The organism is Endozoicomonas sp. ALB032 (genome assembly GCF_049310125.1).
GTDB lineage: Bacteria > Pseudomonadota > Gammaproteobacteria > Pseudomonadales > Endozoicomonadaceae > Endozoicomonas_A.
In genome coordinates this window covers 3,576,052-3,596,938 of the sequence record NZ_JBLYNW010000001.1, presented here as the reverse complement: position 1 = coordinate 3,596,938, position 20,887 = coordinate 3,576,052, and the positions used below count along the sequence as shown (strand labels likewise).

At 49.2% G+C, this 20,887-nt stretch carries 19 protein-coding genes; 11 read left to right on the top strand and 8 right to left on the bottom strand.

Features of this window, described 5'->3' with window-relative positions; all coding sequences use genetic code 11:
* Genes rsxB through nth form a run of 6 tightly spaced genes read left to right on the top strand, consistent with a single transcriptional unit; the run spans nt 1 to nt 6,386 of the window.
* Nucleotides 1–585, top strand: a complete 585-nt coding sequence (gene rsxB, locus ACO6VG_RS13535) for an electron transport complex subunit RsxB (protein WP_422137371.1) — start codon at nt 1–3, stop codon at nt 583–585.
* The gene (gene rsxC, locus ACO6VG_RS13530; RefSeq protein WP_422474329.1) at nt 582–3,092 is read left to right on the top strand and encodes an electron transport complex subunit RsxC; all 2,511 of its coding nucleotides are present in this window, start codon (nt 582–584) and stop codon (nt 3,090–3,092) included. Before rsxB ends, rsxC begins: the two co-directional genes overlap by 4 nt.
* Nucleotides 3,093–3,122: 30 nt before the next feature.
* Nucleotides 3,123–4,196 (top strand): electron transport complex subunit RsxD, encoded by a 1,074-nt coding sequence (gene rsxD / locus ACO6VG_RS13525; RefSeq protein WP_422132770.1) that lies wholly within the window; start codon nt 3,123–3,125, stop codon nt 4,194–4,196.
* 14 nt (nt 4,197–4,210) lie between these two features.
* Nucleotides 4,211–4,999, top strand: a complete 789-nt coding sequence (rsxG, locus tag ACO6VG_RS13520; protein ID WP_422137369.1) for an electron transport complex subunit RsxG — start codon at nt 4,211–4,213, stop codon at nt 4,997–4,999.
* Nucleotides 4,996–5,754, top strand: a complete 759-nt coding sequence (locus ACO6VG_RS13515) for an electron transport complex subunit E (RefSeq protein WP_422132768.1) — start codon at nt 4,996–4,998, stop codon at nt 5,752–5,754. Before rsxG ends, ACO6VG_RS13515 begins: the two co-directional genes overlap by 4 nt.
* Nucleotides 5,754–6,386 (top strand): endonuclease III, encoded by a 633-nt coding sequence (gene nth, locus ACO6VG_RS13510; RefSeq protein WP_422474327.1) that lies wholly within the window; start codon nt 5,754–5,756, stop codon nt 6,384–6,386. Before ACO6VG_RS13515 ends, nth begins: the two co-directional genes overlap by 1 nt.
* 109 nt (nt 6,387–6,495) lie before the next feature.
* Here nth and ACO6VG_RS13505 read toward each other — a convergent pair whose 3' ends face one another.
* Nucleotides 6,496–7,575, bottom strand: coding sequence for a substrate-binding domain-containing protein (locus ACO6VG_RS13505; RefSeq protein ID WP_422132766.1), 1,080 nt, complete (start codon nt 7,573–7,575; stop codon nt 6,496–6,498).
* 80 nt (nt 7,576–7,655) lie between these two features.
* Nucleotides 7,656–9,041: a hypothetical protein gene (locus tag ACO6VG_RS13500; RefSeq protein WP_422474325.1), complete on the bottom strand. Its 1,386-nt coding sequence runs from the start codon at nt 9,039–9,041 to the stop codon at nt 7,656–7,658.
* Between the two features lie 355 nt (nt 9,042–9,396).
* Between ACO6VG_RS13500 and ACO6VG_RS13495 the strand changes: the two genes are divergently transcribed.
* The 4 genes from ACO6VG_RS13495 to plsB all read left to right on the top strand — a co-directional run bounded on the left by ACO6VG_RS13495 (nt 9,397) and on the right by plsB (nt 15,264).
* A complete protein-coding gene (locus ACO6VG_RS13495; protein WP_422474323.1) occupies nt 9,397–10,854 on the top strand; it encodes a hypothetical protein in 1,458 nt (485 codons plus the stop codon).
* A 160-nt stretch (nt 10,855–11,014) separates the two neighbouring features.
* A complete protein-coding gene (gene dapE, locus ACO6VG_RS13490; RefSeq protein WP_422132763.1) occupies nt 11,015–12,145 on the top strand; it encodes a succinyl-diaminopimelate desuccinylase in 1,131 nt (376 codons plus the stop codon).
* A 32-nt stretch (nt 12,146–12,177) separates the two neighbouring features.
* Nucleotides 12,178–12,564 (top strand): hypothetical protein, encoded by a 387-nt coding sequence (locus ACO6VG_RS13485; protein ID WP_422132762.1) that lies wholly within the window; start codon nt 12,178–12,180, stop codon nt 12,562–12,564.
* A gap of 219 nt (nt 12,565–12,783) precedes the next feature.
* Nucleotides 12,784–15,264, top strand: a complete 2,481-nt coding sequence (gene plsB, locus ACO6VG_RS13480; protein WP_422132761.1) for a glycerol-3-phosphate 1-O-acyltransferase PlsB — start codon at nt 12,784–12,786, stop codon at nt 15,262–15,264.
* 81 nt (nt 15,265–15,345) lie between these two features.
* Here the strand turns inward: plsB and ACO6VG_RS13475 are convergent, their stop codons facing one another.
* The 5 genes from ACO6VG_RS13475 to adk all read right to left on the bottom strand — a co-directional run bounded on the left by ACO6VG_RS13475 (nt 15,346) and on the right by adk (nt 19,618).
* Nucleotides 15,346–16,131 carry a class I SAM-dependent methyltransferase gene (locus ACO6VG_RS13475; protein WP_422474321.1) on the bottom strand — a complete coding sequence of 262 codons (786 nt, stop codon included), beginning with the start codon at nt 16,129–16,131 and terminating at the stop codon, nt 15,346–15,348.
* Between the two features lie 199 nt (nt 16,132–16,330).
* Entirely contained in the window at nt 16,331–16,990 is a 660-nt protein-coding gene (locus tag ACO6VG_RS13470) for a peroxiredoxin (RefSeq protein ID WP_422132759.1), read from the bottom strand.
* Nucleotides 16,991–17,227: 237 nt separating this feature from the next.
* Entirely contained in the window at nt 17,228–18,031 is an 804-nt protein-coding gene (locus ACO6VG_RS13465; RefSeq protein ID WP_422474319.1) for an undecaprenyl-diphosphate phosphatase, read from the bottom strand.
* Between the two features lie 113 nt (nt 18,032–18,144).
* Nucleotides 18,145–18,816, bottom strand: a complete 672-nt coding sequence (gene tsaB, locus ACO6VG_RS13460; protein ID WP_422474317.1) for a tRNA (adenosine(37)-N6)-threonylcarbamoyltransferase complex dimerization subunit type 1 TsaB — start codon at nt 18,814–18,816, stop codon at nt 18,145–18,147.
* A gap of 151 nt (nt 18,817–18,967) precedes the next feature.
* Nucleotides 18,968–19,618, bottom strand: coding sequence for an adenylate kinase (gene adk / locus ACO6VG_RS13455; RefSeq protein WP_422132756.1), 651 nt, complete (start codon nt 19,616–19,618; stop codon nt 18,968–18,970).
* A gap of 224 nt (nt 19,619–19,842) precedes the next feature.
* Here adk and ACO6VG_RS13450 point away from each other — a divergent pair, with 224 nt between their 5' ends.
* Nucleotides 19,843–20,358 (top strand): hypothetical protein, encoded by a 516-nt coding sequence (locus ACO6VG_RS13450; protein WP_422408789.1) that lies wholly within the window; start codon nt 19,843–19,845, stop codon nt 20,356–20,358.
* Nucleotides 20,359–20,362: 4 nt separating this feature from the next.
* Here ACO6VG_RS13450 and ACO6VG_RS13445 read toward each other — a convergent pair whose 3' ends face one another.
* On the bottom strand, nt 20,363–20,746 hold the full coding sequence (locus ACO6VG_RS13445) for a gamma-butyrobetaine hydroxylase-like domain-containing protein (RefSeq protein ID WP_422408787.1): 384 nt from the start codon (nt 20,744–20,746) through the stop codon (nt 20,363–20,365).
* Between the last annotated feature and the right edge of the window lie 141 nt (nt 20,747–20,887).

Sequence of the window (20,887 nt, the reverse complement as noted above, 5' to 3'; positions counted from 1 at the left end):
ATGGAAATCGTCATTTTCGCTATTATCGCCCTTCTTGCCCTGGCGCTCGTTTTTGGCGCCATACTGGGTTTTGCCAGCGTTCGCTTCAAGGTGGAAGGCAACCCTATTATCGACCAGGTGAATGAACTACTGCCCCAGACCCAGTGCGGTCAATGTGGTTTTCCGGGCTGTCGTCCCTATGCAGAAGCAATTGTCAGCGGTGAATCCATTAATCGTTGCCCTCCCGGTGGTCAGTCCACTATCAATGCACTGGCTGACCTTCTGGATGTAGAGCCAGAGCCACTGGACGAAGAGCACGGCGCCGAAAAACCACCCATGGTCGCTTATATCCGGGAAGATGAGTGTATCGGTTGCACCAAATGTCTACAGGCTTGCCCGGTTGATGCCATTCTCGGCGCTGCCAAGCAGATGCATACGGTTATGAAAGATGAATGCACCGGCTGTGATCTCTGTGTTGAACCCTGTCCTGTTGATTGCATAGACATGGTAACCATCGAAACAACCACCCGTACCTGGAGCTGGAACCTGCCCTCCAGAGCAGAACCCGACCTGATAGCCACTGACATGAGAGGTCAAGCCCTATGAATTTGCCTCTCAGGGATATTACTGAATCCGGGCACTTGTCCAGAGGCAAAGTTTGGCCTCTGACGGGTGGTGTTCATCCTGAAGAAAACAAGCACCAGTCCAACCGCACGCCAATCAGGCCGACTCCCATGCCGGAGAAGTTGATTCTGCCATTGTCACAGCACGCGGGATCTCCAGCACAACCCATTGTTTCTGTTGGCGACACCGTATTGAAGGGACAGATGATTGCCAAAGCGACCGGCTTTGTCAGTGTGCCCGTTCACGCACCTACCTCAGGCACTGTAACTGCAATAAGTTCGCAAGCTATTCCCCATCCCTCCGGGATGCACGACGAGTGCATTACATTGGTTCCGGATGGAAAAGATCAATGGTGTGAGCTAAAGCCCGTCAACGATTATACTTCTGTTGAGCCAGCCACCCTGCTTGAACTTATCCGCCAGTCAGGTATTGCGGGTATGGGCGGAGCAGGCTTCCCAACCGCAGTCAAGCTATCGCCAAGGAGCCCGGTACACACCCTGATCCTGAATGGCTCGGAATGTGAGCCGTATATCACGGCTGATGACATGCTGATGAGAGAACGTGCCGACAGCATTATTGCCGGCGCAGAGATTTTGCAACACCTTCTCAATGCCGAATGCTGCCTGATCGGCATTGAAGACAACAAGCCAGAAGCGATTGAAGCTGTTAAAAAAGCCGTTGCTCTGTGCGACAACGGTCACAGGATGAAAGTGGTCGTCTTCCCAACCAAATACCCTTCCGGTGGTGAAAAGCAGCTGATTCAAATACTGACAGGTCTTGAGATACCCTCCGGGAAACTGCCTTCTGATTTGGGTATTGCTGTTCAGAATATCGGCACGACGGTGGCTGTCTACGAGGCTGTCCAGCATGGAAAGCCCCTGATTTCCAGAATCACCACCATGACCGGCAAAGCCCTCTCAAGCCCGGGTAATCTCGAAGTTCTTCTGGGCACACCCGCCAGACACCTTCTCTCCTGTGCAGGTATCAATGATCAGGAGCTGGAAACATTGATTATGGGTGGCCCTATGATGGGTTTCACGCTCAATGAGCAGGATGTCCCTGTCACCAAAACCAGCAACTGCCTGATTGCCGGAACCCGGGAAGAATTCCCTCCGGCTATGCCCGCTCAGGCCTGTATTCGCTGTGGTATGTGCGCAGAAGCCTGTCCTTCCTCTTTGCTGCCTCAACAGCTTTACTGGCATGCGAAATCAGAAAATCATGAGCAGCTGAAGCATCATAACCTGTTTGACTGTATCGAATGCGGTGCCTGCTCCTATGTTTGCCCGAGCAGTATTCCACTGGTTCAATATTACCGCGCCTCAAAAGGTGAAATTCGGGCTCAGGAAGCCAGACATGCCAAAGCAGAGCGCTCTAAAGTTCGCTACGAAAATCGCCAGGCCCGTCTGGAAAAAGAGCAGGCTGAAAAAGAAGCCAGGCGTAAGGCTAATGCTGAACGCGCTGCCAGGTTAAAAGCTGAGAAGGCGGCTTCAGGCAATAAAGTTTCATCAGCAGCCCCGGACCCTGTCCAGGCCGCCATTGAAAGGGCCAAAGCCAAAAAAGCAGCCACTGGCACAGCTACCAGCAAGCCGGCAAAAGCGACACTGTCAGGAGATCAGAAAGAGCTCAGGATCCAATTGTCTCTGGCCAACGCCCAGCTGAAGAAAACCCGCAGAGCTCTGATTCAGGCTCAAGAGAAAGCAGAAGGCGACGTTGACAAGCTAAGTGCTGACGTCAGTATGCTGGAGAACCAGGTGGCAAAACTGCAGAAAGATTTTGATGCTGCAGCCGTTTCAGAGCCTTCAGCTATAAAACAGCCTTCAGCTATAAAACAGTCTTCAGCTATAAAACAGCCGCCGAAAACTGAAAAAGCCCTTGATGAAGAAGCCGCCAAAAAGCTGAAAATAGAATCCGCTATGGCTAAAGCGGCCTTGAAAAAAGCAGAAAGAGCTTTGGCCACAGCACTCGAAGAAGGCAGCTCTGAAACAGAAGCCCTCGAGGACACTGTAGAAGAGTGCCGCCAGAAAGCAGAGCGTCTGGCCAAAGAATGTGCTAACGCCGATCTAGAAAAGCCTGCAAAACCCGCAGCGGATGACAAAAAACTGAAAGTTGAGCGTGCAATGGCCAAAGCAGCTTTGAAGAAGGCTGAGCGCGAAATGGCTAAAGCCCGGGAATCGGGCTCCATTGACACAGTACCCCTTCAGGAAAAAATAGACGAATGTCGGCAAAAGCTTGAACAGCTGGAATCTGGAAAAGCATCCGTTGCTGATAGCGAACCGGAGACGACCAGACCATCATCCCCGGCAAAAGTAGAAGCCAGCGACGACCTTAAGAAATTGAAAATTGAGAACGCCATGGCCAGAGCCGCTCTCAAGAAAGCCCAAAGGGCACTGGATAACGCCGAAGGCGATACTCATGCCCTGGAAGCTGCGCTGATGGAAGCACAAGCCAAAGCAGCTGAAGCTGAAAATGCTCTGACCGCAGCAGGTTAAATCTCATTTAATAAACAGTCGGAATTTACGATGACCCTGGTAAGGCAGACATCCCCCCATGCTCGCAGCCCGAACAGCACGCAGCAGGTAATGAAATGGGTCCTACTGGCAGCAATGCCGGGTCTGGCCATGCAGACAGTCTTTTTTGGCTGGGGAACGCTGATCAATCTCGTCTGGTGCGTATTCATTGCACTGGGCTCGGAAGCCTTGGTGCTGAAAATACGACAACGCCCTATCGGCTTTTATCTCTCTGATGGTTCTGCGATTGTCACTGCCGTGCTGCTGGCCCTGGCACTGCCACCTCTGTCTCCATGGTGGCTAACCCTGATAGGGACCTCCTTCGCTATTATCATTGGCAAGCAGCTCTATGGGGGGTTGGGCAACAATCCATTTAACCCGGCCATGTTAGGCTATGTGCTGCTACTGATCTCTTTCCCTCAGGAAATGACACAGTGGTTACCTCCACTGGGTTCAGCAACAGGCGCAGAGGGTCAGGCTGCAGTGAAAAGTTTCAGCGATGCGCTTTTCACCATTTTTCCATTGTTCGGCCAACCCGTTAATGTTGATGCCATCAGTATGGCAACGCCGCTGGATATCGTTCGGGAGAATACATCTCTGACCATGAAAGAACTCTGGTCAGAGAATACAGCCTTGCAATATTTTGCTGGCAGAGGCTGGCTCTGGATCAACCTTGCTTATCTGTTGGGTGGCCTTTTCCTGCTCTACAAAAAAGTTTTCACCTGGCACGCACCAGTGGGAATGCTGGCAGCCCTGCTGGTGATGTCTACCCTGTTCTGGGGTGGCACCGGATCTGGCAGCCACGGCTCACCACTGTTCCATTTATTCAGTGGTGCCACTATGCTCGGCGCCTTTTTCATCATTACCGATCCCGTCAGCAGTGCTACCAGCAACAAGGGCAGGCTGATCTTTGGCGCTGGCATAGGGATTCTTGTTTACGTTATCCGAGTCTGGGGCGGGTATCCTGACGGTGTCGCCTTCGCCACACTGTTAATGAATATGGCTGCACCCATGATTGATTATTACACCCAGCCCAGAACCTATGGTCATAAAAAGCCCAACAAGGGTTTGCCTAAGCAGCCCTGAGTGAATAATGCGAAATGAGTGACTCACGAATACCTGTAGATAAAGAAAGTCAAAATGAGCCAGAGGCGTCTTCTCAACAGAAGACACCTTCTGGCGGTCTGACCAGTAGCATCGTCCACAACAGTCTGACACTGGGTCTGTTCGCCATTCTGACCGTAGGCCTTATCGCTGCGACTTTTGTTTTGACAGAGAAGAAGATTCATGCCCAGGTTCGTGCCTTTGAAGCCAGGGCTCTGAAAGAAATTCTTCCGGGTAAGACACACGACAACAACATTCTGGATGCCCGAATTACCATCCCGGCCAATGATTTGCTGGCAACCTCTACCGAAAAGTATGGCTACGTAGCTTTCAGGAATAACAAGCCTGTGGCAGTTATTCTCCCCGCCGTAGCCCCCGACGGCTATGCCGGAAAAATCGATCTGCTGGTGGGTATTTATACCGACGGAACCCTGGCTGGTGTCAGAGCTACCCAACATAAGGAAACACCCGGACTCGGTGATAAAATAGACACCAAAGTGTCTGACTGGATTTTGCAGTTCCAGGGTAAATCGCTGCTGGACCCTGCCCCTGAAGATTGGGGTGTCAAGAAAGATGGCGGCCAGTTTGACCAGTTCACCGGAGCTACTATAACCCCCAGGGCTGTTGTCGGTTCCGTTTATCGAACCCTGAACTATTTTGACGCTCACAGGCAAGCACTCTTTAAAGAGGGCGAGGCAGCCATGAACGGAGAAACTACTCTAAGCGAAGAGACTGACTTGAAGGGAGAGACAGCCTTGCGCGAAGAAAGAGGTGCAGAAAAATGACCAATGACGTTGCTACTGATTCAGCGCTGCAGAAAAAATCATTATTTGCCGATCAATCTGCCGCCAAGATTGCCTGGGACGGACTCTGGAAAAATAACCCGGCCCTGGTCCAACTGCTGGGTCTTTGCCCCTTGCTGGGTGTATCCAACACCGTAGTTAACGCTCTGGGACTGGGAGTTGCGACCATGCTTGTTGTCATGGGCTCAAACATCGTTGTTTCCCTGATTCGACATCAGGTGACTGACGCGATTCGCCTCCCCGTTTTTGTTATGGTCATCGCCTCCTTTACCACCTGCATAGAGCTTTTGATGCAGGCCTACACTTATGAACTGTACAGGATTCTGGGTATCTTCATTCCCCTGATTGTCACCAACTGCATTATTTTGGGCCGTGCAGATGCCTACGCCTCCAGGCAACCCGTGATTCCTGCCGCTTTTGATGGGTTTATGATGGGAGCAGGCTTTGCTGCCATTCTGGTTCTGCTGGGAGCGCTTCGGGAACTGATCGGTCAGGGAACACTATTCTCAAGTATGGACCTGCTGCTGGGCCCTGTCGCACAAAACTGGACAATTGTCGTTTTTCAGGACTACAAACAGTTTCTGTTCGCCATTCTTCCTCCCGGAGCCTTCGTATTCATGGGCTTTCTTATCGCCATCAAGAATGTCATCGACAAAAAGCTGGAAGAAACCAGAAAGGCTCAGGAACCGTTATCAGAAGTGGGCAGTAAACGTGTTCGAGTAACTGGAAATATCTAATGAATAAAGAAAAAAGGACCCGAATTTTTACCCGGTTACGGGACCAGAACCCTAACCCGACGACAGAGCTCAATTACTCCTCATCCTTTGAGCTTTTGATCGCCGTGATTCTTTCAGCTCAGGCAACGGATGTTGGCGTTAACAAAGCGACAGATAAATTATTCCCGGTGGCCAATACACCCCGGGCCATTTTGGATCTCGGTCTTGAAGGTCTGAAGGAGTTCATCAAAACCATTGGCCTGTTCAATGCCAAAGCCGAAAATGTCATCAAGACCTGTAGAATGCTGCTCGAACACCACGACGGCCAAGTCCCTGATAACCGCGAAGCCCTCGAAGCACTACCCGGTGTGGGCAGAAAAACCGCAAACGTTGTGCTGAACACCGCTTTCAAGCAACCTGCTATGGCTGTAGACACTCATATATTCAGGGTTTCCAACCGAACCGGAATCGCTCCGGGCAAGAATGTTCTGGAAGTGGAAAAAAAACTGGTCAGACTGGTTCCCAAAGAATTTCTTCTGGACGCTCACCACTGGCTCATTCTTCATGGTCGCTATGTCTGTAAGGCCAGAAAACCTCAGTGCGGCAGCTGCATTATTGAAGATTTGTGTGAATTCAAAAAAAAGACTTCCTGACCTATTAGTACCTGACCAGGCACCGAGACTCCGTCCGTCCTGAGCTTGTCGAAGAATAATGGCAACACATTTCGACAAGCTCCGGACGAACCTTATGGAGTATAGCGCTTTAGAAACCGCAGTGACCTCTGTTAATCCAGGCGGCAACAGCTGCGGAAGTAACAGCAGACAGAATACCAGCATAAGGAATCGCTGAAAAATAACTGACAGCGGACGAAGTGTTAGCCGGATCGCAAACCTCTTTATAACTTGCAGGGTAGTAACCATGAGTTCCAATATAGGCTTGAGTGGTAGGTGACAGCATAAACGCTGCAAAGGTTTCAGCTGCTTTGATGCTGGTAGAACCCTCTATTATTACCATTTCCTGCCTGAGACGATGAAAATCATTGTCTTTTAACAGGGACACCTCGTCATCTTTGGGATAATTGTGCCTAACATGATGTGAATCCCTGGAGTGATCATCTTCTTCATGAAACACTAATGAGGCCGGGAGCAGAGCAAATAGCTCTGTTTTGTTTATGTTGTTGTTCCAGACATCATGGGTACTGTTTTCGATCTTGATTCTCCTCATTACATTCAAGGGATAGTACAACCCCGCAGCCTCAAGCAGATCCTCCGCCCTCTTGCCGTAGGGAGAATCCTTAGGATCCGGTATATAGACTGTCTCATTGCGATGCTTGGAGATAAAGTCACCCAACTCCTTCAGTGTTATAGTCTCTTTTCCATGACCGTGACCATGATCTTCGGTCTGGTTACCCATCTTGTGCAAGAACGCAAGCCGACCAAACGCATAGGTTTTCCGTGACTTCGGTTTGGCTTTTTCTAGCCGCACCAGCGTAGCCGGGTGGGTTTCATCTGCACTGAGAAAGACGTCGAAGGGCTCGTCATTAATAATACGATCAAACAAATCATCACTTGCGCCTTTTACCAGCGTAAGCTCAATGTCCGGATGGAGTTTATTAAAGGTTTTTCTCAACTCAACAGCTGTCGGGTAAAAGTTGGATGCAACCGCAATTTTCAGCGTGTCTGATAAAACAACGGGACTGAGGAATATCAGAGCCAGAATAAAACATGCGGATCGATAGACTTTTTTAAAAAAACCATGTCGTGTATTAGACCTGAGAGACTGCCAATACTCTTTGAAACTCCATTTCGGGCAGCTGAATAAAGTCGGCATTAACGTAGTCATAACAACTCTGTGTTTACTGGTAGATAGGGCAAGAAAGTATAGACGGTATTTATGCGATGTATTTTTTTATCGGTTTAGTCTCACTCGTCATTTGGACATTGGTAAGGTCCGCACATGCTGACGTACATGAAATTAAAGGTATCAATCACCTGTTGTATAGTCATTTCAATGATGCCGGTCCTGGCAGGGCTTCTCTCTGCTGTAGGCTTCGATCTTGCAATATTTAAAGGAATGACGCCCTGCCCTGCAGCTAATGCCTTCGGAAAAGTTTGATTAAGAATAACGGTAATCAGAGACTCTGTCAGGCCTAAAGCGAAACCATAGTCAGGGGAACTGGGATTACTCGCCATGTATTCATATATTACTTTATTTTCTGAAGAAGCAGGTTGAATATGTCTATTAATGGTAAGGAGACTTTCAACCGCATCAGAACGACCATGAGGGTCACGAATATAAACAATCTCTTTTTCTTTGTCATAACCGATCAGACTATAGGCGTGCCGGGGTTCGATTCCCTCGAATGGCCTTAGCTTCAAGGGGGCTGACAACGCTGAGGAAATAAAAAAAGTTGCTGCTTTTTCATCATCCACAAAAAAGTTGAGTAGCATCTTTAACCGAGCCTGAGATTCAAACTCCGGGTTGATGTGCCCGGAAAGTGAATTCATGAGTACCTCATTGGCTATTGATGGGAGTACTTTGACCAGCTCAGAATATTGATGATACTCGAATCGCGCCCGATCATTTCGTCCCCGTACGTTATAATATTTTTTCGACAGATGCGCATAAGCGGCTTCCAGCATCGCCAGCCAGATACCGCCATCGCGTGTTTCGGCAAAGTGTGAGTAACGCTCAACTTCTCTGAATTGAATCACTTCGCCTTTAGCAATCCCGGGAAAAACAATTTCAAACGTCTGTTCATCGAAGGGATAAAAGTAATTGAATGCGAGTCTTTTTCCCGTTTCTGAGCTGGCTATTGAGGCCAGCCAAGCGATCAGAATACAATCTGGAAAATACCCCTGCAGGAGATTATCCGGAGTAATACTCGTCAGACCTTGAGGAAAAAGTCGTCTGTAGCCGTCGGCAAACGGTTGCCGTTCGGGTTTTGCAAGCCAGACATCCCAGAAGCTGTTGTCCTGCTCGTGGTGATACTTTGCGACTCGCCCCGACAGTTCAGCCAATTCAATGCTTTCTCTGCTTAATGAGGCAGTGACAGGGTTTTGCCATGACTCGAAATTAACAAGATAAAGTCTGATGGTCTGGTAAAGGTCTTTGTTCAGATAGGGTGCATGGTAGCCCTCAATCAGCTCATCATAGGAGAGCAGGCCATCAAAGTCTTTATCAAGGGCGCCTGCCAGCTCCGGGAAGTAGCGGTAGGCCGACGGATAGCCGGGTGAAAATACCCCGCCTAAAACCTGAACAGAAAAAAATAGCAAACTCGTCAGTAATAAAGGGTGTAAGCGGTCCATAGTACTTTTTCTCCAAAAAAAACCTTAATCAGCTCGTCAGGTATTGCGATACAACCCGCTATTAATTAGATGACAGAAGGCTCCGAAGAGTTCCTATATATGGGTTAGTGAAATGGACACTATTGTTGGCAGAATCGCCGTGTGCCTGCTCAGAATCAGCTTGTTTATTCTGCGCTAAAGCGCACCGGATCTGAATTTAAGGCCATAAGGTTCCTGCAACAATTGAAAGAGAAAACAGTGCTGACTCTTTTTTTTGACTCTTCTTTTTGACTCTTCTTTTTGACTGTCTGGAACTAGTTGCACTTTCTGTTGTCCAAATAGATACCGACAATTAAATTTAGAGAGGTAACTTACTATGCAACCATTAAAATCCCCATCATCACTGCCACTAGACAGCTCAATCAGGCAGGAGCAATCTGTCCAGTCAACAGACACCTCAGGAAGGGCTGATAACGGAAGGGCAGTAAACAGCTGGTTTGGCGCTATCTATAACGGTTTCTTCCGCGCTATTGGCTACGGAGAAACCGGTACAGACACTGCTTCAGCTCTTTCCGACAGGACAATCGCTGCTTCTGTCTCCGGCAGCTCTGCACACACAGGCTCCATCCCGGCAGCCGATCCACAACCAGCCACTCCGATGGAACTCACAGAGGTTTTACCTGCTCTGGCAGAGGCCATAAGTGCAAAAGATGCCGCCCGGGTAAAATCACTGCTGGCATCACTGAAACTGACATCCCCGAATCAAGCTGCGCAAGTAGCCGAGGATAACCTTAAAACCATTTTGCAGGATTATTTCCCATCTGCTCGTAAAATACCCCAAAATGATTACATAAAGCTGAAAAAGCTTATCGACTGTTTGCTGGCCAACTGTGGCAATGGTGGTTATGCACTGGCGAATTCAGCTCTGAACCTTTTTGTCGTCCGGGGAGATTTTCCACATGCCCAGTCTGTTAAAGATAAACATCAGGCAATTCTGGAAGCAGATCATCTTCAGGTAGCCCTCGATAAGGATGTCCAGAATTACGCGCCATACGTTAAACATACCGACGACTCTTACCCACGCTTCCTCCATAGCCACAGCAAAGCGCTACTGGCCCTGGTGGATCAGCAAGATCATCAAACCATGGAGATTGCCAGGAAAACGTTCGCTGACGGGCTGGAAAAATGTTTGAGAGACACCCAATGGGTGCGAGGCTTGCCCCCACAAGATTTTACTGAGATAGAGAGGTGTTTTTGGGAATTTTACAAATTCGGCATCAAGGATGAGGAGCTGGCCTACTCCTTCCTGAATCTCTTCTTTATCAGGGGTGATTACGAGTCGGCAAAGAAAGTTGCATCGGACGGTATCCGCATTAACGACGAGGACCTTTGCAAAGCCCTCAGGGATCATTTTCACCAAGGCTCTGTCAAGCAACTGTTTGAGCTGGCAAATCCCGGGGCTGCTGGCCAAAAGAGAACTAAAGAAACCGTTCTGGATATTTTGCAACAAGCTCTGGTCGATGTTGATCGCATGCCACCTCATGAGATTGTAAATTTCGAGAGTTTTATCCGGTCTTATATCTGCCTGCTTTCTAAACCGGTCGAAGGCAGATTGTTCTTGCTCAACCCGCTCATTGATTTTTGTGTTCGTGGGGAAAAAATTGAACTGGCACAACGGCTGAAAAGAATTTTTAAGGGGTGTTACCTTGAGCCAAAGGCTTTCGAGAATGCCTGTGAAAAACTGAAGCAGTCTGCAACCGATGAATTAGAGAAATCAGAGACGCTAAAAGCGTTATCGGATCTGACCGAGCCCGCCAAGATCAAGACCGATTAAGCCTTCGGTCTTGATCTTGGGCTGAGTGAATTTCTTCAAGGTCCTGGACAGAAAACCCTGGCATTCTGAAGACTTTATTGGCTCGGCTGGCAAGTACATCACGTGGTACAATCACTTTTCAAAGTGAAAAACTGTAAACCATAGAACAGATAAACTGCACATGACCCCTACGATTGAACTTGCCATAGATCTGATTCAGCGTCCCTCAGTCACTCCTGAAGATGAGGGCTGCCAGGATCTGATGATCAGCCGTCTGGAACCCCTGGGCTTCAAAGTAGAGAAACTGCGGTTTGGTGAAGTGGAAAACATCTGGCTTCGCAGGGGAGACTCTGCGCCGGTTCTGGCATTTGCCGGTCATACCGACGTTGTACCCACAGGTCCTGTAGAAAAATGGGATAACCCTCCTTTTTCTCCTTTTGTCGATGAAAACGGTATGCTGCAGGGCCGCGGCGCGGCAGATATGAAAGGCAGTCTGGCTGCCATGGTGACAGCTTGCGAAACCTTTCTGGCCGCGAACCCTGACCATAAAGGCTCCATTGCTTTCCTGATCACCAGCGATGAAGAAGGTCCGGCCCGGCATGGAACCGTTAAAGTCATTGAGCACCTGGAAGCCCGTCACGAAAAGATAGACTGGTGCATCGTAGGCGAGCCATCCAGTACTCACCAGGTAGGCGATATCATCAAGAATGGACGCCGGGGCTCTATGCACGGCCACTTGCTGATTCATGGGATTCAGGGGCACGTCGCCTATCCGCATCTGGCCAGAAATCCGGTTCATGAAGTGGCACTGGCTTTATCAGAGTTGACCGGCGAAGAGTGGGATCAGGGCAATGAGTTCTTCCCACCCACCAGCTTCCAGATCTGGCACATTCATGCCGGAGAAGGTGCCAGCAATGTGATTCCCGGAAACTGCGAAGTCAACTTTAACTTCCGTTTCTCCCCTGAAGTCACTGACAAAGCGCTGCAGGAAAGAGTGCTGGCCATTCTGGATCGACATAACCTTGAATACGATATTGAATGGCATATCAGCGGCCAGCCATTCCTTACCCGCCCTGGTGCGCTGGTCAATGCAGCCCTGGCATCCATCAAGGCTGAAACCGGCATAGATTCAGAGCTGTCGACCTCTGGTGGCACCTCCGATGGCCGGTTTATAGCGCCAACCGGTGCCCAGGTGGTTGAGCTGGGTCCGGTCAACAAAACCATCCATAAAGTGAATGAATGTATCAAAGCCAGCGACCTTGATGATCTGGGCCGGATTTATCAGGGCATCCTGAAGCGACTGTTGACCTAAATTCATCCTCTACTCTCAGACATACAGACCCTATGAACAAGGTTGAAGATCTAGAAATTTATGTCAAAGACCTGAGCCTGGAGATGATCCGGAAATGGCTCACGGTTAATTTTGATAGCGTTGAAGTTCTTAGTAGCGGCAAGAAAGTCCACGACTTTCTGCTGCACAGCGAGAAAGACTCAGCGCCGGTGATGATTGTTGAGTGTGCGGTTGGCAAAGCCTGGACCAGCATCTGGTTCAAAGCCAATAAAACCCCCTGGAGTGATGATATGGCCTGCGCCAGAAGCCTGAACCAGTTTGCCAGGTGCCGGGTGAGGGCCAATGCAGCCCCCTGGTCAGACGGTGAAGATATGGATGAATGGTGGCAGATGACGGAAACAGGCGAAGAAAGCACGGTCTCCTGGCCTAATGCTCTTTGAAAACTTATTGCTGCCAGAGAAGCTATTAAGCGCTTCTGGCTTTTCCCCATTGCTTTTGCTCGCCAGGAAAGAACAAAACCCTTACTGGCGTGCCTTCACTCCGGGAACCTGTTTTCAATCCGGGAAATAGTCACTTTCCTCTTTGCGCCACGGCCTCTATTCAAGCTAGAATCCACCGACAGCCATTCACCCTCTTGATTTCAGGCCGCGACCAATTCCATGCACAAACCCAATACTCTCAGTCGCTTTTTGTTTCATAGCTTGAGAAAGCTGTTATTCATCTGGGTTAGAACAACGGTTCATAACAACACTGCACAAAGCCTTGGGATTCAGCCAGACAAGCCTGTCTGCTACGTACTTCGTAACCGCTCCCTGTCCGATCTGATGGTAGTTGAGCAGGAGTGTCGAAAAGCCGGTCTGCCACGACCCTATGCGTTTATTCACAGTGGTCACAAGAACGGTGATCAGGCCTATTTTTATCTGACTCAGCAGCGAGGCGTTCTGCTTCAAAGAGAGCATCCGGAAACGGCAGATACACTGGCAAATCTTCTCAGGGAAACCGAGGAGCATCCTGACCGCGACGTTCAGCTGGTTCCTGTCAGTATTTTCTGGGGACGGGCCCCGGATAAAGAGCAGTCCGCCCTGAAGCTCCTTTTTGACTGGAACTTCAGCCTGGGAGGACGGTTCAGGAAGTTTATGGCCATTCTGCTCCATGGCAGACAGACCATGGTTCACTTTAATCCAGCCATGTCCCTGAGAGAAATGGTGGATGAAGGCCAGGAACACTGCCGCACTCTCCGAAAGGTGGGTCGTATTCTCAGGGTGCACTTTCGTCAGCTCAGAGAGTCTGTCATTGGTCCTGATCTCTCTCACCGAAGAATACTGGTCAATGGCCTGATCCATACACCACAGATTCGCAAAGCCATAGAAGCTGAAGCCGCTGCCCGGGAAATCACCCTGATCGAGGCCGAGAACAAGGCTCGACAGTACGCCAATGAAATCGCCTCTGACTACTCTTATCCGGTCCTCAGGTTTCTGGACATTGTCTTGACCTGGTTCTGGAACAAGCTCTACGACGGCCTGTCGATCAATAACATCGAACCGATCAAAGCACTTTCCCAGAAGTACAGCGTTGTTTACGTACCCTGTCACCGCAGCCATATTGACTATCTGTTGCTTTCCTATGCTCTTTACAATGAAGGACTGACACCTCCCCATATTGCTGCCGGTATCAACCTGAATATGCCTGTCGTTGGCACCATTCTCCGTAAAGGCGGCGCTTTCTTTATGAGAAGAACCTTCAGAGGCAACCCTCTCTACAGTGCAGTCTTTCATGAATACATGCATACCCTGTCCAGTCGTGGATTCCCCATTGAATATTTTGTTGAGGGTGGCCGCTCCAGAACCGGTCGAACCCTGAACCCGAAAACCGGCATGCTCTCTATCAGCCTGAGAAGCTACCTCAGAGATAACCGACGACCCATACTGTTTGTGCCGGTTTATATCGGTTATGAGAAGTTACTGGAAGTCAGCACTTACATGAGTGAGCTGCGGGGCAAGAGCAAGAAAAAAGAGTCCCCTCTTGACGTTGTGCGCACACTGGCAGCCCTGAGGGATCAGTTTGGCAAAGCCTGGATTAACTTTGGTAACCCGGTCAGCATGGGTGAATTCCTGGATAAGGAAGTACCTCAATGGCAGCAGGATCAGTCTGAAGACTTTAAACAACAGTGGCTAAAGAAAGCTACCAACACACTTGCTTTCAAAATTGCCAGTGGGATTAACTCAGCGGCAGTCATCAACCCGATTAACCTGATTGCCATGGCCCTGCTTTCATCGCCACGTCATGCTCTGGGTGAACAGGAGCTGGTTCTGCTGATTGAGACTTATCAGCAACTCCTCAGGAAATCTCCCTACAGCCAAAAAACAGTTATTACTGATATGGATGGCTATAGCGTTATCCGCTATGCCGAGAAGCTGGATGTACTCAATAAATTCACTGATTCTCTGGGAGATGTTTACAGTCTTGACGAAAAAACGGCGGTAATGATGACTTATTACCGGAATAACGTACTGCATATGTTTGCCGTACCTTCCCTGCTCAGCTGTCTGTTTATCAACAACAATGCCATGACACAAAGAGAAATTCTCCGAGTCTGTTCCATTTTATACCCTTATCTTCAATCCGAGCTCTTTCTCAGATGGAGTAAAAGAGGATTTCTGAAAGTGGTCAACCAGTGGCTGGAAACATTGGCAAGTGAAGGGCTTATCATCAGTGACCATGACGGCTATTACCGCCGACCTGATTACAGCTCAGTGCAGTTTGTCACCCTGACGGTGCTTTCCCGTGCCATTGCCCAGACCCTTGAGCGCTTCTTCATGGTCATCAGCCTGCTGATCAGTAATGACAGCGGCAATATCGAACAGGAAACCCTGGAAAACCAGAGTCGTGTTCTGGCTCAGAGACTGTCCATTATCCACGGGTTGAATGCCCCTGAGTTCTTTGACAAGGCGCTGTTCAAAAACTTTATCGAGCAGTTAAGACTCAATAACGTCGTGGAGATCACCCGGACTAACAAGCTCAACTACGGCGATGAAGTCAAAATGGTCGCGGACGAAGCCTTTAAGGTCCTGACCAGCGAAGTCCGTCATAGCATACTGCAAACCACCAAAACCCAACCTGCTCCTGTCGAAGAGCATTAACTCGCTTTCGGTTCGGGAACCCTCTTTCATCGTCGGATGATTGGATGATGAAAGAGGGAACCGCTAGTCCTGAACCTTTCACTAAAATGCTTTAAGAGCGTGGATATCATACCTGCATGCCTTTCCTTCCAGTTTGTAGGTAGGTGAGGTATTGCCCAACTCCGGTGATAACCGGGGTCTTTTAATCACCACCCGGTATTGGGCCAGTTTCAGGGCAGGCTCAAGCAACTCATCGGCATCGGGATCACCTGATAATAGTGCCTGAAAGATTTTCATTTCCTTTTTGACCTCTGCAGACCTCTCTTTATGCGGAAACATGGGATCGAGATAAACGACATCAAACTGTTTTCCAAGGGACAGACTCGACGCCATAGCATGACGACTGTCTTCTTTGATCAGCTGCATACGTCCGGCAATCTCTGAGACCTCCGGATCTGCTATCGCTCTTCTGATGCCGTCTTCCAACAAAGCGGCGATGACGGGAGAGCGCTCAATGACCGTCACCTTGCAGCCAAGAGAGGCCAGCACGAAGGCATCTCGACCAAGCCCACCTGTGGCATCCAGAACATGAGGTTTGACACCTTTATTCAAACCCACGGCTTTAGCTATGTCCTGACCTTTCCCGCCACCGAACTTTCTTCTGTGGCCTGCCTTTCCACCCACAAAATCAACACTGATGGGATTTTCTTTTCCACAAGCCCGTGTCAGAGAAAGGCGATCATCTTCAAAACCCAGAATAAGTTGATTTTCCCGGCAGTCAGCCGGATTCTCAATGTAAGTGGCTCCATCCATGGAACTCAGCAGCGTCTCAAGATAGGCTTGCTTATCAGGATCCGGATGAATTTGTACTACGACAGAACTGGCCATTCACCTATTGCTCACAACGCGTTTAGTTAGATCGGATTTTATCACCGGAGAGCTGTTTGAAAACCTCGAATCATTTCTAAAGGGGGCCTCCCGGGCTGGTTCCAGACCGCTATTCTGTAACTGTGCACCATAAAAAAACAGCAGACATTTGGCCTGCTGTTTCTGTTAATAGAGGAAGTTTCAGATATTAGTTCGAGCATTAATCAGGCTGAGCAACCACCCTCAGGTAAGGCTTCAGAGTCTTCCAACCCTGCGGGAATTTCTTTTTAGCTTCTTCCTCTGAAACCGCAGGTGGAATAATCACATCCTCACCAGGCTGCCAGTTCACTGGGGTAGCCACGGTGCATCGGCTGGTCAGCTGAATAGAATCCAGAGAACGAAGGATCTCGTCAAAATTCCTGCCGGTGGTCATTGGATAGGTCATCATCAATTTGACCTGTTTGTCAGGGCCGATGATAAATACGGTTCTGACCGTAGCATTGGTGGCAGCTGTTCTCCCTTCTGAGCTATCACCTGCGTCAGCAGGCAGCATGTTATACAGCTTCGCTACGTTGAGGTCCGTGTCACCAATCATGGGGTACAGGGGCAGGTGCCCCTGAGTTTCCTCAATGTCTCTGGCCCAGCGTTCATGATCATCTACAGGGTCCACACTCAAACCAATGAGCTTACAGTTGCGTCGTTCGAACTCTGGTTGCAGCCGGGCCATATAGCCAAGCTCTGTCGTACAGACAGGTGTAAAGTCTTTCGGATGGGAGAATAAAATAGCCCAGGAATCACCTATCCAGTCATGAAACCGAATAGAGCCTTGGGTGGTTTGAGCTGTGAAATCAGGGGCAACGTCATTAATTCTCAGAGTCATGTCAATTCCTCGGGGATCAATCTCGGGTCAAAAGCCAATATCTCAGCACCATCTATGAAAAAGAGTTCTCATTACGACCGGTCTGAAGCAGGTAGTCTTGCTCGACCAGTCCCGGATTGCAACTTATGAGAAGTAAAGCCTGTTTGCAAATGATCAACTGAAATATAAAGTTTGAAGCTGAATTTACCCATCCGGACAGGATGGGTAGCGCTACTTTAAGCCCTTACATACTGATGCTTAGAACAACACCACAGCAATCAGTAATGCGCCGAGAATAAAGCGATAGATCACAAAAGGCATTAATCCGATTCGATTAATAAACGACAGAAAGAAGTATATGCAAACCCAGGCACTGAAGCCTGCCAACAGGGCACCAGAGAAGAGTACGCTCCAGTCCACCGGCTCTGTCGCTTTAACAAGGTCCAGTGTCAGAAGCAGCCCTGCTCCGAGTATGACCGGAATAGAAAGCAAAAACGAAAAGCGGGCTGCTGCCTCCCGGGTCAAACCGAGCATAAGGCCAGCGGTCATGGTTATGCCTGAGCGAGAGGTGCCCGGAATCAAGGCGATAGCCTGGGCAAAACCAATTAACATGGCCTGACGAAAGTTTAACTTTTCGATAGGTTGTATTTTTTTCCCCTTGTAATCTGCCCAACCGAGAAGCGCACCAAATATCATGGTTGTCCCCGCAATGACGGCAATACTGCGCATAGCCTCGTCCAGGCCCAAGGACTTCAGGACAAAACCAAACACAACCGCTGGCAAGGTAGCAAAAATCAGGTACCAACCCAGACGACTGTTGACCGATGAGCCTTTACCCATCAGAGAGCCCAGCCAATCCTGAGTAATTCTGATCAAGTCTTTACGAAAATATCCTACAACCGCGATCAATGTGCCAATATGAACCGCCACATCAAATGCCAGACCCTGATCCTTCCAGCCCAACAATTGCGCAGGCAATATCAAATGAGCAGAACTGGAAATCGGCAGAAACTCTGTCAGGCCCTGAAGCAGAGCAAGAATGATTACCTGAAGGCTATCCACGATAGCTTCCCTCCCCTGATGGATAATATCAGCCCATGCCGACTTCTGTGTCATCTCACAAAGGAAGAAAGCACTTCCCATCAAGCTTTAATTGTTAAAGGAGAAAACGAGTTTTATCGTTCACTTTTCTTGAGAGCCACTTTATCTCTGAGATAGACTGGCCTGGCTTGTTCAGCAGGGACACTGAGTCCTTCGCTGAAATCAGCCGCAGCCAGAATGGCGATATCTGCCGCCCTGGGATATGCCTCGGGAAAACATTTCACCACTTTTGCTGCCAGCTGGTCTTCGAACTGCCAACCCGTCCCCATACCCAGCCAATTCTGTTTGCCATCGGGCAGGACAACTTTTTCGGGAACGATAACGCGCTCTTCTATCTCTGGCTGCATCAGTCCATTCTCTTCCTTGAAGGCCCCCCAGTAAACTTCTCCCATTCGGGCATCAATAGCAGCCAGTACGGCATTTGACTGATGCACTCTGAAGCCTTCCTGCGCCAGTGCTCTAAGAGTTGACACAGCAACAACCGGCTTATCGATGGCAAATGCCAGCCCCTGCACCATGGCAGCCGCTATTCTGAGACCTGTGAAAGCACCTGGCCCGCAACCAAAAGCCAAAGCGTCCAGATCAGACAGGCTGACTGCCTGTTTTTTCAGTAGATTGTCGACCATTCCCAAAAGCTCACGGCTGTGCCTTCTGGGTAACAACTCAAAATGTTCAACAATCTCGCCATCCAGATTCAGTGCCACTGAACAGGCTTCTGTAGCGCTATCTAGAGCCAGAATTTTCATCAGCGTATCTCTAATAGGGGTAACTCATGCGGCTAACGGTGTATTATATCGTTGCCAGCTCATGAGAAAGTCTCCTGAAAACGTAAAAAAAGGACGAACAGTCGTCCTTTTTTTACGATCAGCATCATGAGATGCCAGACAGCAGAGCTTATCAGGCAGCCCCAGGCTTCAGGGCACTGATCACTTTAGCCTTGATATCATCAACACTGCCTACACCCTCTACACGGCTATAACGGGTCTGGCCTTCAATAGACTTATAGAAGCTGACCAGAGGGGCCGTCTGGTCATGGTAAACGCCCAGACGCTTGCGAACGGTCTCTTCCGTATCGTCATCACGCTGAATCAGGTCTTCACCCGTCACATCATCTTTACCTTCAACCTTCGGTGGGTTATAGACAACGTGATAGGTTCGGCCACTGTCGGGGTGAACACGTCTTCCTGCCATGCGTTGAACAATCTCTTCATCTTCAACGGCAATTTCGATCACATGGTCAATGTCGACGCCGGCATCACGAAGTGCTTCAGCCTGGGGAATGGTTCTGGGAAAGCCATCAAACAGGAATCCATTGGCACAGTCATCCCTGGCAATACGTTCTTTAACCAGCTCAATGATGATTTCATCTGAAACCAGGGCGCCGGAATCCATAACCGCTTTGACTTTAAGGCCCAGCTCGGTACCGTCCTTGATCGCTGCGCGCAGCATATCGCCGGTAGAGATCTGGGGGATACCAAACTCTTCCATGATGAACTGGGCTTGCGTACCTTTACCGGCACCCGGGGCACCCAACAGAATCACTCTCATGAACAGGCTCCTGTCTGACAAGACCCAGTGTTTGAGCATTGCCACGACGATTTTAAAAGGCACAAAGGATATACACAGAGCCACTGGGTTACAAGTTGATACAGGAAAATTCTAACCTCCATGCACCCATCATCAGGGTAAACGAGGTTAACTCACAACGATGAAATTTCTTAATCCCTTGGCCGATAAAGTCTCCAGAACACCCATTCCAGAGAGAAGCAGATATGAGATGGCCATACAATGCAAAAGTACTATCCATAAAGGTACTATCCATAATGGTTGTGTCCCTGATGGCTATGACCCTGCCGGTCACATCTATGGCACTTCCTGACGCTAAAATCATGGGGCATCGCTGGCTACTCTCCGCTATAAAAAGTAACCGCCCCCCTTCTGGCTATCTTGATCTCAACAACTGCAGTATTAGCAAGAACATTGGCGACCTGCCTGCTGACAAGCGCACTTACAGAGTTTCATTTGCCGAAAATTTTTCCTACGATCCCGAAGATGGCAGCATCTCAACCATCATGAACAGGCTTTACCAACAGACCCTTAACCTGGGCGGAACCCCTGTTCTTATCAGTAGACCTGCCACCGTTATCCTGACCAGCAGGCCTCAGAGAGAATCGGTCACTTACCAGATCGTCGTCTCTCACAATGAGAGAACCCTGATGCAGCTCTATGAATGCCCCTGGAGTACAGCAGTCTATTTGTGGAAACCCAGAGGGACACTGTTCAACTAACGATTTAACTGATCATCAGTTTGACAACATCAGCATCGGGCTCCCGGCTTTCACCCGCCTGGTGCAGCTTCTCCAGATAGGCCTCCCAGTACACTTCCTGGTTGACACAAAGATCGTAGAGATAGCCCCAGTCGTAAATGCCACTGTCATGGCCATCACTAAAGTGAATTTTAATCGCATAGTGGCCAACCCTTTCTATATTGGTGACCTGAACCTGCTTTTTTCCGGTTTGCAGTACTGGAGTACCATGCCCCCTAACCTCGGCAGAAGGGCTGTGGACACGAAGCATCTCACTGCTGAGCTGATAAGACTCATCGCCGCCGTATTTCAACTCCAGTCGTTGGGATTGCCTGTGAAAGTTCAAAGCTTCGGGGATTTTTTGCTGCATGCTTCAAAGTCTCTACTGCATCGTTAAATGACTGGCTCAACGCAGTTTACATCAGAGTGCTGTTTTCTTGTTAGTTATGCTTACGTCAATGTTGTGAACTTTCAATCTGAGAACCACTCTGATTTATTGGAGGACATCGCT